Annotated in this window: 15 protein-coding genes and 1 tRNA gene; 1 reads left to right on the forward strand and 15 read right to left on the reverse strand. The window is 62.8% G+C overall.

Features of this window, described 5'->3' with window-relative positions; all coding sequences use genetic code 11:
• Positions 1–74 precede the first annotated feature (74 nt).
• The 15 genes from E0E39_RS08115 to E0E39_RS08180 all read right to left on the reverse strand — a co-directional run bounded on the left by E0E39_RS08115 (position 75) and on the right by E0E39_RS08180 (position 15,777).
• A complete protein-coding gene (locus E0E39_RS08115; protein WP_165444695.1) occupies positions 75–2,738 on the reverse strand; it encodes an ATP-binding protein in 2,664 nt (887 codons plus the stop codon).
• A 32-nt stretch (positions 2,739–2,770) separates the two neighbouring features.
• On the reverse strand, positions 2,771–3,946 hold the full coding sequence (locus tag E0E39_RS08120) for a TRM11 family methyltransferase (RefSeq protein WP_130874289.1): 1,176 nt from the start codon (positions 3,944–3,946) through the stop codon (positions 2,771–2,773).
• A gap of 259 nt (positions 3,947–4,205) precedes the next feature.
• Positions 4,206–4,278 (reverse strand) — tRNA-Ala (locus E0E39_RS08125).
• A 55-nt stretch (positions 4,279–4,333) separates the two neighbouring features.
• Positions 4,334–4,918 (reverse strand): histidine phosphatase family protein, encoded by a 585-nt coding sequence (locus E0E39_RS08130; RefSeq protein WP_165444696.1) that lies wholly within the window; start codon positions 4,916–4,918, stop codon positions 4,334–4,336.
• A gap of 14 nt (positions 4,919–4,932) precedes the next feature.
• A complete protein-coding gene (rsfS, locus tag E0E39_RS08135; protein ID WP_130874291.1) occupies positions 4,933–5,328 on the reverse strand; it encodes a ribosome silencing factor in 396 nt (131 codons plus the stop codon).
• On the reverse strand, positions 5,315–5,983 hold the full coding sequence (gene nadD / locus E0E39_RS08140; RefSeq protein WP_130874292.1) for a nicotinate-nucleotide adenylyltransferase: 669 nt from the start codon (positions 5,981–5,983) through the stop codon (positions 5,315–5,317). The genes rsfS and nadD overlap by 14 nt, the downstream gene beginning before the upstream one ends.
• A complete protein-coding gene (locus E0E39_RS16610; RefSeq protein ID WP_281275584.1) occupies positions 5,980–6,114 on the reverse strand; it encodes a hypothetical protein in 135 nt (44 codons plus the stop codon). The genes nadD and E0E39_RS16610 overlap by 4 nt, the downstream gene beginning before the upstream one ends.
• An 18-nt stretch (positions 6,115–6,132) precedes the next feature.
• Entirely contained in the window at positions 6,133–7,761 is a 1,629-nt protein-coding gene (locus tag E0E39_RS08145) for a vWA domain-containing protein (protein ID WP_130874293.1), read from the reverse strand.
• 23 nt (positions 7,762–7,784) lie between these two features.
• Positions 7,785–9,026 carry a glutamate-5-semialdehyde dehydrogenase gene (locus E0E39_RS08150; RefSeq protein WP_130874294.1) on the reverse strand — a complete coding sequence of 414 codons (1,242 nt, stop codon included), beginning with the start codon at positions 9,024–9,026 and terminating at the stop codon, positions 7,785–7,787.
• Positions 9,027–9,123: 97 nt separating this feature from the next.
• Positions 9,124–9,726 carry a SemiSWEET family sugar transporter gene (locus E0E39_RS08155; protein ID WP_130874295.1) on the reverse strand — a complete coding sequence of 201 codons (603 nt, stop codon included), beginning with the start codon at positions 9,724–9,726 and terminating at the stop codon, positions 9,124–9,126.
• Positions 9,723–10,790 carry a glutamate 5-kinase gene (proB, locus tag E0E39_RS08160; RefSeq protein WP_130874296.1) on the reverse strand — a complete coding sequence of 356 codons (1,068 nt, stop codon included), beginning with the start codon at positions 10,788–10,790 and terminating at the stop codon, positions 9,723–9,725. Before proB ends, E0E39_RS08155 begins: the two co-directional genes overlap by 4 nt.
• Positions 10,780–12,243: a GTPase ObgE gene (gene obgE, locus E0E39_RS08165; protein WP_130874297.1), complete on the reverse strand. Its 1,464-nt coding sequence runs from the start codon at positions 12,241–12,243 to the stop codon at positions 10,780–10,782. The genes proB and obgE overlap by 11 nt, the downstream gene beginning before the upstream one ends.
• Positions 12,244–12,336: 93 nt before the next feature.
• Complete coding sequence (gene rpmA, locus E0E39_RS08170) at positions 12,337–12,594, reverse strand: 50S ribosomal protein L27 (protein WP_130874298.1); 258 nt, start codon at positions 12,592–12,594, stop codon at positions 12,337–12,339.
• A gap of 13 nt (positions 12,595–12,607) precedes the next feature.
• Positions 12,608–12,916, reverse strand: a complete 309-nt coding sequence (rplU, locus tag E0E39_RS08175) for a 50S ribosomal protein L21 (protein WP_014846834.1) — start codon at positions 12,914–12,916, stop codon at positions 12,608–12,610.
• 356 nt (positions 12,917–13,272) lie between these two features.
• On the reverse strand, positions 13,273–15,777 hold the full coding sequence (locus E0E39_RS08180) for an Rne/Rng family ribonuclease (RefSeq protein ID WP_130874299.1): 2,505 nt from the start codon (positions 15,775–15,777) through the stop codon (positions 13,273–13,275).
• Here E0E39_RS08180 and E0E39_RS15760 point away from each other — a divergent pair.
• On the forward strand, positions 15,776–15,934 hold the full coding sequence (locus E0E39_RS15760) for a hypothetical protein (protein WP_165444697.1): 159 nt from the start codon (positions 15,776–15,778) through the stop codon (positions 15,932–15,934). The genes E0E39_RS08180 and E0E39_RS15760 overlap by 2 nt on opposite strands.
• The last annotated feature ends 55 nt before the right edge of the window (positions 15,935–15,989 follow it).

Consider the following 15,989-nt stretch of genomic DNA (forward strand, 5'->3'; position numbering starts at 1 on the left):
AATCAACCAAAGATAGCCACAAGCAAACCTCACCCTACGAATTAAGCCTTCGCGGCCCTCACCCAAGGCCTGCCTTACTCTTCACCTTCACTGGGCACAGTATCCAGGTACTCTGCTACAAGTTCTGGGTCAAATACGTCAAGCGAATTGCGAATCTCAGCATACAATGCCACAGGTGTGGCATTGAGGGCCACGTAGCGGCCATCCGTGTAGATAGATTTCGGCGCGAGAGCAGCTAGTCCACGGACCAGTGACTCAATCTCTGAGAGGTCCATGTCATATCCCTTCGGTACAAGATACGCCGCCAAGCCTTCATAGCCTATGGGAGTTTTCCGCTCGCTATTCTCGACAAGCGTCTCGACCAGCACCGCGACAGGTGGCCGCGGAGTGCGGGCTTGCTTCGACTGTTTATCCACCCATTCCCGCGTATCTTCCGGTTTCCGCATGTCAAACAATGAGCGAAGATCTGCCGGGTTAAGCCCTTGAAGCGCAAACAGTTCAACCAGTCGAGCCAAGTCATTAACTCGTATCGCAGTTATAGCATCGTTAATGCATACGTCATTGATCAAGCCTTCATCATCAAGAGCTCCCTGGAAGTCAGGAGCCACCAGAAGTGTAAAACTTGGGGCAATCTCGAGCCCATGTCTTTCCGCTGCCTTCTCGCGATGAACTCGAAGAATTGATGTACGCGCCGTGTCTGCACGGATTCGACCCGCTGCTTTGCGTTTCCCAATATTTTCAGAAGATTCGTTTAAAAGTGCCCCATGCGCGGATTCTCTGGTCGATTTCGCATCATAGGTGAATGCGTATGAAGAGCTGTCGGCACCTCGTTTCCCAAGTCTAGCAGTGGCAACACCATCTGCGCCGTGCTTAGGACCGCCGAGACGAGTAACTGAGAACCCCAGAAGCTCGAGAGCATCGCCCACCGCATCCTCAAGTGCCTTCTCGTCGTTCATTGCATCGCGCAGCCGCTGTGCAATAATTGGCGCTGAGCGAGGAAAACGCAGTGTCAGTTCTCGCAAAAAGGCGTCCCGTCGGCACATTACACGTTCTATAACTTCTGGAGAAATATTCTCCTCCAAAAGATAAGCCTGCGTAAGGATTTCGCTTAAGCCGAGGAGTTTCAAGGGCTCCGCAACTGTTTTTCCCCCGATGTAGTTGGTAACAAACGGGTGAGTTTGGTTCAGGACAACCGCACGTCGCTTTGGATCATAGACAGCCATGGGCTTGGCAGAATTACACTCTTCCAGAAGCACACTCTCGATAACATCTCCACCTTCCGCTAGGAGTTTCCCAGCGTTTTCAATCCCTACGTCGTCAAGGCCAAGGCGGTGAGCTACTGCTGGTTCACCCGATACCGCCCGTTGTAGCATCCGCCGTAGCGGCCCTTGGCTAAGTGCTGCACTCGGCTTGGCGAGACGACCATTCTTAGCAATTCCGGAAATTACATCATCATCGTCTTGCTCAGCCGACACAGTACGAGCCCTATTAAATACTGCAAGCAGATAATTCTTCAATTCCTGCAGCGGTTCGGATTCCTTTAGATTCTCGCGAGAGCTAGCCACTTGATCATCAAGATCATCTGCATTCACCTCCATGCGGAAGCGAATTAATGTACCATGTCGAAGCTCAGGACCTACAGCGAAATCTGGTTCATCGAGATTGATTAATCTTCCACGAACTCGCACGAAGAAGCCATGGCTTCGACCCAAGTCTTCACTGCGCCCGCGCCCCAATGGCTGCTTGTACAGCGTTGCATGTCCCCACACAGTCCCTGCCTTCGGCAAGCGTCCAGCAGGAAGTTTTAGAAACTGCCCTGATTGTTCTACCTCGATTTCAACCAGATCCGCAGGCCCCCAAGATTGTTCAGAAGTTCTTGGCAGAGTGGCATCATCTTTACCGATAGTGAACGTCCATAACTCCTCGCCATCAATTTTTGAGGATTTAATCTCATCGTCGTTCAACCAGAGCTTGAATTCCGGGTTCAATGGAAGCGCGCTACGTAGAACCCATCGCAAGCGACCAAACTTTATCCCACGCGCTGTCGGTTTAAGTGACGAGAGCAGCGCGGCTGTCCAATGCTCCCGTTTCGGAAGAATCTTAAGAACTTTAGCCTTTTTTTCAGCTGGCGTGCCCGCAAGAGCACGCCCGAGAGTTTCAATGGCTTGACCTTCCGTCAAACTAACCACATTCAGCGAAAGATCAATGCCATCAAGAAGCTCGGCGCTCGGCGCGACGCGTCTATAATCCATTGTGACTGCCAAATATTCACCATCCCTATGAACTAGATAGGTCAGCTGTTCTGCAAGCACATAAGTAGCCAGCTTGCCGATACCAAACTTGCCAACAGGCTTCTTACGACCCGGAGGTGGCGTTTCGCTTCGTTTACGAGAATCGCCAATTTTCCAAAGATCAGCAAGTCCTTCAAACGTCATGCTCTCACCATCATCTATCACGAGAAGTGTAGCTGTTTCTGCCGACAGATCAGCTGCAAGGTAGACCCATACCTCACGCGCACCTGCGTCATATGAGTTGGTAATCAGCTCCTCAAAGGTCTTGTTAGGCGAACTATACAGTCCTTCCGAAAAACGCTCGATGATTCCATACGACAACTTCACGGGAACATGACCTACATGATCGCCACTCTGCACAAGATCAACTACATCAACTACACCCCCAGTGAAATTCAATGAAAGTTCACCAGAAGCCAAGTCAACACGATTCTTTTCAGGACTCACATCTCCAAAAATAGTGGACACAGCTTTCCCTTTCATTGTTTCACGACTGTAAGTACTACTTCTGTACGCATCCGCTTAGTCATAGACGACGTTTTGTTACTAGTCCGGACCGGCAGATAACGCCGGTTTTCAGGCAGCGCGCGCTCAGAACGTTTGATTAGCCGAAAACCAGAAACCTCGTAAGCCAAACTCACGAGTGCGTCATTCTGGATATAATTTCCTCGGAGCGTAGAGTTTCCTATCACCGTTACGATTTCCGCCCCCGACTTGCAAACACGGTTCATCTCACACGCGAAGATTGCGAGATCTTGAGCGTAGCGAGTGATGGTCGCTACTGGAAGTTGATCGGGAACATTTACTGAGTCCTTTATATGTTGCACCATATCTTCGACATACTTGAGGGCATCATCGCCGAGTGCGCGTTCAGCACCAATGCTATTGGATCGGGTTTTTCGTAGCTCTGGAATCGTGTATCCGAACCAGATAAGCGACATCTTATGCCCGCGTATATAGTCAATTGCATTAAGGTATGGCGGTGAGGTAATAATCAAATCAACTGACGCATCAGGCAGATCGAGCGCACGCGCATCTCCCCTGCGAACTTCCACCTGTCCGACAATGGACCGCTCATCGAGCAATCTTTTTAGGCCGTTGACTGACTTTTCAAACCCACGATATACGTCGTAGCTGGATTCAGTTACCACACGGTGGGGCCTACTGTGCGATGTATCGGCTGCCAGTGATGCCTTGGGCGCCTTAGTGACAATGATCCGGCTCAGCGCAACTTGGAGAGCATGACGAACCGCGTCATCGCCAACCCTATCCAGTTGCCATGCAAGTCGGTTGAGCTGAATACGCTGTGGCGCTGCAAACCAATATTCGGCGAACTTGATGGTTTCCGGGTCTTCCCACCGCGGCTCGCTCACGCTTGACGCTTGCGCCCGTGCACAGACACGCTCCGCCTCCGCGACGACCTCTTCAGTATCAACGGCCTGAGTCGCGACCGAGCTCATGAGAACGGCGAGAGGATCGACATCAAACCCGCGTGCCACGTGACCTTTGCCTGCCGCCGCACTAAGGACCGTCCCTGATCCACACATTGGGTCAAGCACCACTAACCTTGACTCACCTGTGACGGAGTCGAGGTGATTGATGGCGATGTCCGGTGCCATCCTGGCAGGAAACGGGTGGATCGTCCTTGCACCCATCAGCACTCCTCAACTCCGCACGTCCCGGCGCGAGCAAGCGTGCTCCTCCAAAGACCGCTCGCTCTTTCAATCATCCCAGCAGCGCGGGAGCTAGGTCAAAGATACCTGCCCACGCACCCCAAACTTATCAGGGCCCCGGCATAGCCCTGTAGGTATGCTCCGCGCTAGCTGGATGATATTGCTGACTACGATCATAGTGAAATTTGAGACTGCTTCGGTCGAACGTGGAACAAGCCAAACTCGCCATCATTGGCGGTTGTGGAGCTAAGGGGATTCGAACCCCTGGCCTCTTCCATGCCATGGAAGCGCGCTACCAACTGCGCCATAGCCCCGTGTCTCGCGACTCCCTGAACTTACCGGAGTCGCGGGCGGCGCGCAAGCCGTGGGTCAGGGAAGCTGTCTCGCCGGGGTGTTGTAGGTGACGAGTCTGGGGTTTTCTCCCCCGATCACCAGCGAGTAGGTGATGTTGCCCGGGATGCTGAGGACGTCACCGATGCCCATGAAGGTGCTGACCACCTTGGACAGCAGCAAGCCATGGGTGACGATCAGCACCTGCTGTCCCTCGTGTCTTTCCGCGATCTCCCGCACCGATTCCAGGGCCCGGGCGGTCATCTCCGCCAAGGTTTCGCCCGTCGCCGAGCGTTGGAAATCGACCCCGTGGGTGTAGAAGTCGATGAAGCCGGGGAACACGCGGATCACCTCGGCGGTGGTCATGCCGCTCCAGCTGCCGACGTTGATCTCCCGCAACCGGGCATCCGGCACCACGTCGAGTCCGTGGGGTTCCGCGACCATGTGGGCGGTGCGGAGGGCCCGTTTCAGGTCGGATGTGTAGCAGGCCTCGAAATCCCAGTCCGCGAAGAACCGGGCCGCCTCCTCAGCCTGCTTCTCCCCCACCTCGTCGAGTTCGACGTCCGCCTGTCCCTGCAGTTTTCCGAGCTCGTTCCATTCCGTGCGACCGTGCCGAAGGAACACAAGTTTTGTGTGCGTCACTGCTCTTCGTCGTCCTGTGGCACCAGCACCTCGTGCACGTCGAGCGGAATCTGTGGGCAGTCCTTCCACAACCGTTCCAGATTGTAGAGGCTGCGTTCCTCGGTGCGCTGCACGTGCACCACGAAATCGATGTAGTCCAGCAGCACCCAGCGGTTCTCCCGGTCACCCTCGCGGCGCACTGGTTTCAGCTGGACCTGTTTGATGAGCTGCTCCTCCACGGCGTCGACAACCGCCCCGACCTGGCGTTCGTTCCTGGCGCTGATGATCAGGAACACGTCGGTGATGGTCAGCTGCTGGCTGACGTCGAAGGCGACGATGTTGGTGCCGAGTTTCCCGGCTGCCGCCTCCGCGGCAATGGTCACGTGTGTGATCACGGACTCAGGTGTTGTCAACTGGAACTCCTGTCTCAGGATGCGGGTAGAGACCGCGTTTCACGATGTACTGCACGATGCCATCCGGCACTAGGTACCAGATCGGCTCGGCACGCTGCACACGTGTACGGCAGTCGGTGGAGGAAATAGCCAGGGCCGGGACCTCCAGCAGCGTCACTTTATCCGATGGCAGATGTGACAGGTCGTCCTCCGTCATGGGAACCCCCGGACGGGTCACCCCGACGAAGTGCGCCAGATCGAACAGCTGTTCCGCGCCGCGCCACGTGAGGATCTGCCGCACCGCGTCCGCGCCGGTGATGAAGAACAGGTCCACGTCGTCGCCACGCTCCGCACGAAGATCCCTCAGGGTGTCGACGGTGTAGGTGTTCCCGGGCCGGTCGATGTCCACGCGGCTCACGGAGAACCTAGGGTTCGACGCGGTGGCGATCACGGTCATCAGGTACCGATCCTCCGCCTGGGTCACGTTCCGGTGGGTTTTCTGCCACGGCACACCCGTGGGCACGAAGACCACCTCGTCGAGGGAAAACTTCGCGGCCACCTCACTGGCGGCCACGAGGTGCCCGTGATGGATCGGGTCGAAGGTGCCGCCCATCACCCCGAGCCGGTAATGCCGTTCCCGCCCCTGCCGGGCCACCGCCAATTCCGTGGTGCTCATTGCTCCCCCGATTCCCTTCCGCCGCTGACCCCCAGCCACCACCCCAGCACCCCGAGCGCCAGGATCACCCCCATGATCACGAGGGCCAGCACGGAGGGGTCGGCCTCGGTCGGTGTTTCCAGCAAAACCATGCTGTGCATGCTATCCGGTCAACAACCCCCGTAGAGGTCGGCGGACCAGTCACGGACCGCCATCCCCACCACGGGAGTTGAACCGCTCGGAGAAGTCGACTCCCGGTCCGGGAAGAAGATCATCTCCCTCTCCCCGGAACGAATGACCCCCGCCTCGAAGGGACCACCATTGCCGTTCTTGGTCTCCATACGGAGATCGGGATGCCTGCGTCGCACCTCATCAAAGGTCATTCCGATTTTCACTCCACCATAGGTGGCCAGATTTGACGTGACCTCCCAGGACACAAGGTGTCCACCAACATGTATCTCGACCAGCGGGGAATCCGCCCTGATCCCTCCGGGCTCGTACTTGAGCTGGAAGTAGACACCCTGTGCAGCCAGCTCGGGGGCGGTCGCGAAAGGTGCCTCACAAGGATCGGTGCTGGGAACCATGGCTCCTCGCTCGACCATGTTGGTGTCGCCTATCCTGTAGAGTCCGAGCCCCGCGAAAGACATGACCATCGCCTCGGAATCCGGGGCGCAGCGGCACAGGAACACCACCCGGATCCTGCTCTCGGCATCGGATCCCAGACGCCAGTAGAGGGCTGTCTGAGTGGCTGGATAGATACGGATGCTGTCCGCGCCCTCGTTCTCCTCCGCGATGGGAGAGCCCAGCATTTCATCGGCCTTGGAGACCGGATCGCCGAGGGCAATCCCGTCGACGGTGGGCGTGGATTTGGTGCCCTCACCGGAACTGATCGCCACCAGTTCGCTGTCCCTGAACAACCATTCGCAATCACGCCACACGATCACGGTGACGGTCTGTCCGTTCCACTGCCGCGACGACCCTGAGGACAGCGCGGGAAAGTCAGAATGATTCCCCGAAATTGTTTCGTAGGTGTCCCCCACACCTATTCCGTGAGCTCCGGACGGGGACAGTTCCGCGAGCGCCTTCGTCTCATCCAGTGCCGCCAAGGTCCGGGAGGCCAGCTGTTTTCCATTGTCCGCGGTGGTGTAATAACCATCGGTGGCACGGGCGACACAACGCACGTCCTCCTCGTCGGTGCGCAGACTGACGACCGAAATGCTCAATCCGGGATTGCTGGCCTTCAGTTCCTTCGCCACATCACAGGGAGGGGCGGATTCGCAGGTGTTCTTCCCATCGGAAACCAGCACGATTCGTCCGGGCTGCCCAGCCAGCTGGGCCGCCGCCTCGCGCAGCGCGGGCCCGATGGGAGTCCAACCTCCCGCGACCAGTGCATCCACCTTCGTCTTGAGTGCCGTGGCGTCGACGGGGGCCATCGCCTCCACCACCTCGACGTCGGCGCATCCCTGTTCAGCATTCACGTCGTCGCCGTGCATCTTCGTGCCGTACCCCACCAGCGCCGCCGGCGTGCCCGCGGGAAGTGCCCCGAACAGGCTGGTGACCGACTGCTGGGCCGCCGCCATCCGGGTGATCCCCTCCCCCGCGTCGTCGTGGGTCATGGAACCCGAGGCATCCAGCACGGCCACCACCGGCAGCGACGTTCTGGCCCCACTCGATTCCGTCGTCGCCGGTGTTCCGCTGTTACCCGCGGAGGCCGCGCCGCTCTCCCCCGCCTGCGGTGAGCCGCACCCACCCACCAGGAGGGCCATCGCCAGCAGCCCTCCGACCCACTGGTTCCTCACGATCCCTCCTCGTGTTCCTGGTCTCAAATCCGCACCTGGCCGTCGCCGTTCACGATGTATTTCGTCGAGGTCAGCTCCGCCAGGCCCATCGGACCCCTTGCGTGCAGTTTCTGGGTGGAGATCCCGATCTCGGCTCCGAACCCGAACTGGCCCCCGTCGACGAACCTGCTGGAGGCGTTCACGAGCACCGCCGCGGCATCGATCCCGGTGACGAACCGGTCGGCCGCGGCCCGGGACTCGGTGATGATGGTCTCGGAATGGCCGGTAGTGTGGCGGTGGATGTGGGTGATGGCCTCGTCGATGTCCGTGACGACCCTCACAGCCAGGTCCAGCGACAGGTATTCCGCCTCGAACTCGTCCTCACCGGCCGGAACCACGTCTTCGGCGAAGGCCACCACCTCGGGGGTTCCGTGAACCGTCACGCCCGCGTCGCGAAGCGCGTCGAGAGCGACGGGAAGGAAGGCGTCGGCGATGTCGTGGTGCACCAGCAGCGTCTCAACGGCATTGCAGACGCTGGGTCGCTGGGTTTTCGCGTTCAGCAGCACGCCGACGGCCTTGCCGATGTCGGCGGAAGCGTCCACGTAGAGGTGACAGTTCCCGGTGCCGGTCTCGATCACCGGCACCTTCGCCCCCTCGACCACGGCGTTGATCAACCCGGCTCCGCCGCGCGGGATCAGCACATCCACCAGGCCCCGGGCGGCCATCATCTCGCCCGTGACCTCGCGTCCACCCTCCACCAGGGCGACGGCATCGGCGCTCAGCCCGGCGTTTCTCAGCCCGTCGCGCAGGGCCCCGACGCAGACCCGGTTCGACTCGATGGCCGAACTTGAGCCGCGCAGCAGGGCCGCGTTGCCTGACTTGAGACACAACCCGGCCGCGTCCGCCGTGACGTTCGGGCGGTTCTCGTAGATGATCCCCACCACCCCGAAGGGCACCCGCACCTGCCGCACCTCGACGCCGTTGCCGAGCCGCCAGCCCCTCACCAGGTCACCCACCGGGTCGGGCAACGCGGCCACGTCACGCAGTCCGCCGACCATTCCCCGCACCCGTTCGTCGTCCAGACGCAGCCGGTCGATCACGGCCTCGGGCGTCCCCGCTCCCCGCGCCGCATCGACGTCGACGGCGTTGGCCGTCAGCAGCTCCTTCCCTGCGGCCGCCACGGCGTCGGCCATCGCGTGCAGGGCACGGTCCTTCGCGTCGCGGGTCAGGACGGCCAGTTGCCGGCTCGCCGCGCGGGCCGCCAAGGCTTGGGATCGGAACTCCATGTCGGGAGTATAGGCGGTTTCATGGAGTCCTCCGAAGCTGTTTGAACCGGTTCATTTCCGACACATCCGCCCCCGAACCAGACACGTTGCTCGTGTCTCAACCAGCTTTTCCGAGGCTGCGGGATCGCCGCCAGAAGAGCAGCAGGTTCACGAACGTCAGAGTTCCCACCGAACCGCCGGAGATGATGATGGCCAGGTCCGGGGCGAAAATCGCCCAGAAACACCACAGATATTGCACGAACGTGTTGACTCCCAGGAAGACCCCGGAAACCCCGGAGACGTCCGGATCGCGGAGCAGGTCGCGCAGCTGGGTGACCTGACCGATCAGAAGCGGAAGCGCGATGATCATCCCGAAAATCGCCGCCCCCAGCCACACGTCGATCGCGAGCAGCCCGAGGCCGAGCCCCACCACCAGAGCCAGCGATCCCAGAAACCGTTTTCCACGATCGCGGCAGACCATCACGACCACGACCGCCGAGGTGATGGCGATCAACAGATTGGGGAAAATGACGTTGGGGCGGGCGACGTAGAGCCCGTGAGCAAACCAGCCAAGCCCGGCCGCCGCCTGCAACAACCACATGGCCAGCGAAACCCCCGCACTGGTGCGGGCCCTGAGAATCCGGATCAGCTGCGGCAGCCCGGAGACCGTTCCCATCACGGCAGCCGCCCAGCCCAGAACGTCAATCAGCCACGGACTCATCGGACTGCAATCATCAGGTCACGGTGCACGGCCAGGCCTCCCTTTCCCGCCCGTCGCCTCAGTTCCGTCGCGGAGCAGTCCGCCAATCCGCGCGCCAGCAGCGTTCCGCCGGGCCCGGTGATGTCGACGGGATCGCCCGCCTCGAACTCACCCGTCACATCGTCGATCCCCACAGCCAGCAGCGAGGCGTGACCGTTCCCGACGGCCCGGGCGGCGCCGGCGTCGATCCGCAGCTCCCCACTCACCTCGGCTGCGTGGGCCAGCCACAGCAGCCTGCGGGGGCGGCGGCGCCCGGCTGCCTCGAACAAGGTGCCTACCTCCTCCCCCTCCAGGGCCGCCAGGAGCCGGTCGGCGTGGGCCAGCACCACAGAGGTCCCGCCCGAGGTCGCGATCCGGGCGGCCTCCACCTTGGTGCGCATCCCGCCGGTCCCGACGCGGGAACCCACCCGGGAGGTGTCGACCTCCAGGTCCGTGAAGTCGCGGACCCGGGGTATCAGCCGGGCCCCGGGTTCCTCCGGATGCGCGGTGTAGAGGCCGTTCACGTCACTCAGGATCACCAGCGCATCGGCTCGCACCAGGTGGGCGGTCAACGCCGCCAGGCGGTCGTTGTCGCCGAACCGGATCTCCCCGGTCGCGACGGTGTCGTTCTCGTTGATCACGGGGATCGCCCCCAGCCTGAACAGCCGAGAAATCGTGTTCAGGGCGTTCCGGTAGCTACGCCCGTCCTGCAGGTCACCGGCGGTCAGCAGCACCTGCGCCACCATCTGGTGGTGTGCTGCGAACGCCTCCGCGTAACGCCGGATCAGGATGCCCTGCCCGACGGCGGCCGCGGCCTGCTGGGTCTCGAGATCCCTGGGGCGCGCTGGGAGTCCCAGAGGTCTCAGCGCCGCGGCGATGGCCCCGGAGGTCACCAACACCAGGCGTTTGTCGCGCGCCTGGAGGGAAGCCAGTTCCGCGGCGAGCGTCTCGATGCGCGCCGGATCCAGATGTCCCTCCCGGTCGGTCAGTGACGACGACCCGATCTTCACCACCAGGCGTTTCGCTCCGGTGATCTCAGTCCTCATCGATGACCTCGCTGGCCTTCCACGCGTGGTACTCGGCGTCGATGCGGCGGCGCCGGGTGACGGCGGGCCGTTCGCTCTCCAGCCGGGGATCCTCGCCCCGCCGGGAGAGGATCTCGGCGCCGGTCTCGACCTGCGGGGCGAAGTCGAAGACCACCGCGTCGTCGCCTCCAATGGCCACCGCGTCGCCCTGGCGGGCCCCGAGTTCGAGGAGTTTCTCCTCCACCCCGAGCCGGTTCAACCGGTCCGCCAGGTAACCGACCGCCTCGGCGTTGTTGAAATCGGTCTGGCGGATCCAGCGTTCCGGTTTCGCCCCGCGCACCCGCCACAGGAAACCACCCTCACCGTCGCCCTTCTTCACGATCGTGAAGGAGTCGTCGGTGGCGACGCGGCCCACCGGTTTGGGTCGCAGGACCTTCTTCGGCGGCTCCTCCGCCGCCCTGGAGGCGCGGTGGGTCCCGACGATCCCGGCCATGGCGAATTTCAACGCGTTCAATCCCGCACCGGTCTTGGTGCTCACCTCGAAGACCCGGTAGCCGCGTTTCTCCAGTTCGGGCCGGGCGAGTTCCGCCAGGTCGGGGGCGTCGGGCAGGTCCAGTTTGTTCAGCACCACCAGGCGTTCACGATCCTCCAGGCCGCCGTGGGCCGCCAGTTCGCCCTCGATCACATCCAGGTCGGCGACGGGTTCGCGGCCCGGTTCCCATGTGCCCAGGTCGATGACGTGCACGATGGCCTGGCACCGTTCGATGTGTCGCAGGAAGTCGAATCCCAGGCCCTTCCCTAGCGAGGCCCCCTCGATGAGACCGGGAACGTCGGCGACGGTGTAGGTGACATCTCCCGCCACCACGACCCCCAGGTTCGGCACCAGGGTGGTGAAGGGGTAGTCGGCGATCTTCGGCCGGGCCCTGGAGATCGCGGCGATCAGCGACGACTTTCCCGCCGACGGGAACCCGACCAGGCCGATGTCGGCCAGCACCTTCAGTTCGAGCTGGATCAGCCGGGACTGGCCCTCCTCACCGAGAAGAGCGAAACCGGGGGCCTTGCGGGCGGCGGTGGCAAGCGCCTCGTTGCCGAGCCCACCCTTGCCGCCGACGGCCGCGACGTACTCCTCACCGGATTCGGTGAGGTCCGCCAGATGCTCGCCAGTGGTCGCATCGGAGACCACCGTCCCGGCGGGAACCGCGAGGACCACGTCCTCACCCTTCGCGCCGTGCTGGTGGTCGCCGCGGCCGGGCTGCCCGTTCGTGGCCCTGCGCACCGACTGGCGGTGATACTCCACCAGCGAGTTGAGGTTGTCGGCCACCCGGAGGATCACAGATCCCCCGTTGCCGCCGTTGCCGCCGTCGGGGCCACCGAGGGGTTTGAACTTCTCGCGGTGCACCGAGGCGCAGCCGTGACCGCCGTTTCCTGCCTGCACGGTCAGCTTCACGCGATCCACGAATGAGGGAATTGCCACGGCTAGAAGTATCTCAAAGTGCTCCGGAAACCGAAGAACGACGGGCCCACCTCACCAGGAGGCAGGCCCGTCGTCCGCTTGTACGCTGCTTGTTCAGCCCTCGACCGGGGCCACGTTGACGACGCGGCGGCCGCGCTTGACGCCGAAGTTCACCTTGCCTGCGGCCAGCGCGAAGAGGGTGTCGTCACCGCCACGACCGACGTTGTCACCGGGGTGGAAGTGGGTGCCGTGCTGGCGGACGATGATCTCGCCGGCGCCGACGACCTGACCGCCGAAACGCTTCACACCGAGGCGCTGGGCGTTGGAATCACGACCGTTGCGCGTCGAGGACGCGCCTTTTTTGTGTGCCATCTCTGTTCCTGCCTCAGTTCTTGATGTCGGTGATCTTGACCTGGGTGTACCGCTGGCGGTGCCCCTGGCGCTTCTTGTAGCCGGTCTTGTTCTTGTACTTCAGGATCCGGATCTTGGGGCCCTTGGTCTCTGCGAGGACCTCGGCGGTCACGGAGACCTTGCCGAGGGCCTCGGCGTCGGAGGTCACGGTGCCGCCATCGACCAGCAGCAGCGGCTGCAGGTTGATGGTTTCGCCGACCCCTTCGGACACCAGGTCGATGTCGAGGATGTCGCCAACAGCCACCTTGTGCTGGCGTCCGCCACTGCGCACGATCGCGTACACGCCTGACCTACCTTCTTCTTCTAATGCCTTGGGATTCTCCCGTGACGCCCGTAGGGGCCCAGCGGGAGACATCGTCCGGCCACGCAGGAAGGCGCGGCCTGACAACCGAGGGACAACTTTACGGTCACCGCCCCGCCGGGTCAAACCAACCGACGGTAATTCTTCACCCGAGGGCTTCGCAGGCGACCACAGCTCCCCGGACATGCGCACGATGGTTTCGACACGACCGGCTCGCCGACGCTCGCGGGTCGGCTCAACCAGCTTCGGGCAGGACAAAGCCGGTTGAGCCAGCATGTGAGCGTCAGCCGATCCGGTCGGCTCAACCAGCTTGATGTGGGCTGGTTTCGGGAAAGCTGCTACCCGTTCTTCCTGCGGCGACGTCCGGAGCGGCGTTCACCGCCATCGGCCGGGCTCTGCGAGTCGACGGGGCTGTCGAAACGCAGATAACCGGAACCGTGACAGTGCTCGCACTCCTCCGTGAACGCCTCGGCCAATCCGGTGCCGATTCGTTTGCGGGTCAGCTGCACCAGCCCCAGGCTGGTTACCTCCGCCACCTGGTGCCTGGTGCGGTCACGGCCCAGGCACTCGACGAGACGCCGCAGCAGCAGTTCGCGGTTGCTGGGCAGCACCATGTCGATGAAGTCGATGACGACGATGCCACCGAGGTCACGAAGCCTCAACTGCCGGACGATCTCCTCGGCCGCCTCCAGGTTGTTGCTGGTGACGGTGGCCTCAAGGTTGCCGCCGGAGCCCGTGAACCGACCCGTGTTGACGTCGATGACGGTCATCGCCTCGGTGCGGTCGATCACCAACGACCCACCGGAGGGCAGGAAGACCTTGCGATCGAGGGCCTTGGCGATCTGCTCGTCGATGCGGTACTGCGCGAACAGGTCGCGGCCATCCTCACCCGGCTCGAACCGTTCGATGCGATCCGCCAGATGCGGGGCGACGTGCCCGACGTAGGCCGAGATCGCATCGTGGGCGTCATCGCCCTGAACCGTCAACTTCGCGAAATCCTCGGTGAACAGGTCACGGACGATGCGCAACGTCAGATCGGGCTCGGAGTAGAGGGCCTCGGGGGCCTTGCCCGCCTTCACCTTCTTCTCGATGACCTCCCACTGGGCCTTGAGCCGGTTGACGTCGCGCACCAACTCCTCGGCGGCCACCCCCTCGGCCGCGGTACGCACGATCACGGACTCGTTGTCGCCGATCAACTCGCCGAGGATCTGTCTCAACCGGGCACGCTCCACGTCCGGAAGTTTGCGGGAGATCCCGGACAGGTGCCCGCCCGGCGAGTACACGATGTAGCGGCCCGGCAGGGAGATGTGCCCTGTCAGGCGCGCCCCTTTCGCCCCGACGGGGTCCTTGGTGACCTGCACGAGCACTGTCTGCCCGGACTTGAACACCTTCTCCACCTTGCGGTCCTCGGCGGTGACCCCGTAGGAGTCCCAGTCCACCTCACCCGCGTAGAGGACGGCGTTGCGACCCCGCCCGATGTCGATGAAGGCCGCCTCCATGCTCGGCAGCACGTTCTGCACCCGCCCCAGGTAGACGTTGCCGATCAAGGACGTGGCGGATGCGCGGTCGACGTAGTGCTCGACGAGGATCCCGTCCTCGACCACCGCGAGCTGGGTGTAGTCCTCCCGCTGGCGGATCACGAGTTTCCGATCCACGGATTCACGGCGCGCCAAGAACTCGGCCTCGGAAAGGATCGGGGCGCGACGGCGACCTGCGGCGCGGTTCTCCTTGCGACGCTGCCGTTTGGCCTCCATGCGGGTGGAGCCCTCGATCCCGGTCACCTCGTCCCCGACCACGCTCTTCGCTTCGGACCCTCCGGAACGACGGCGGCGACGGCGACGACGACGGGTCCCGGTCGTCTCCTCACCATCCCCCTCGGAGCTCTCCTCCTGCCCGGAGGCGTCGTCCTTCTCGCTGGATTCCTCACCGGACTCGTCAGCGGATGACTCCTCGTCCGTCTCCTCGTCAGATGTCTCCTCGACGTTGGAGCCGCGACGACGACGCCTGCCGCCGCGGCGGCGGCGACGTCTACCGGGACGCCCTTCCTCCTCGGCCTCGACGCTCCCCTCTCCCTGCTCCTCCGCCGCCTCCGTCGCCGCCCCATCATCCGACTCCTCCCCGAAGCCGGTCTCGCTCTCGGCAACATCCGCGGAGTCCTCGGCAATGGCATTGGCCAGCTTCGCCAAGGACTCGGTACGCCCCTCGGCAGTGATGACGAACGGGTCCTTCATCGTCGCGCGACGAGCCTTGGCAGCCTCCTCCGCGATGCGAAGCGCCGCCGCGATACCATCCTCCGCCGTCTCCTCCGTTTCCTGCCCGGTGCCCCCTTTCGCCTGTTCGACTGATTCGGTTTTCTCGGACGTGGCAGCTCCCGCGGACCTGGTCGCGCGTCGCCGCCGCTGCCTCGGAGCCGGCTCCGGCTTCGGTTCAGACTCGGCGATCTCGGATGGTTCCGGAATTGCAGCAGCAGTGGTGACGGGCGCCCCCGTCGGCACGCTCACCTCGACGGGAGGACCGGCGGGACGAGACGCGGCCCGACGGCGCCGTTGCCCCGGGGCGGCTGGTTCCGGCTGCGGTTCCACGACCGCCTCGGGCTGTTCCTCGGGTTCGGTGGGGATTTCCACCCCGAGGGTCTCCTCCGCGGGTTGCGCTGCACGGGCATCGAGCACAGCGGCCACCGCGTCGGCCACCACCACAGAGGATGCGCTGCGCAGCTCGTGTCCGAGCTGGGCGAGTTCGGCCAGCAGTTCCCTGCTGGTGATCCCGATGTGCTTGGCGAGCTGATGGACGCGGGGACGCGCAGGCAGTTCGGAGGCAGCGGATTCCTGATTGATTTCGGTCATGTACGACTCCTTCGGGCGCGTTGGCGCCAACTCCGGCGTGGCTCGCCACGCCTCTCAAGACTCGAGGTCAACCGGAAGCATCGGGGCCTCCGCGGTCGAGTTCATCGTCGCGGTGTTCAGCCCCGGGCTGCCTCTCGGCGGCACCGGCGGTGCTTGACCTGGTGATCATTGTTCCACAACTTGCGCGAACCATGGGGCCCCGACCCCGCCCC

The organism is [Pseudopropionibacterium] massiliense (assembly GCF_900607225.1).
Taxonomy (GTDB): domain Bacteria; phylum Actinomycetota; class Actinomycetes; order Propionibacteriales; family Propionibacteriaceae; genus Arachnia; species Arachnia massiliensis.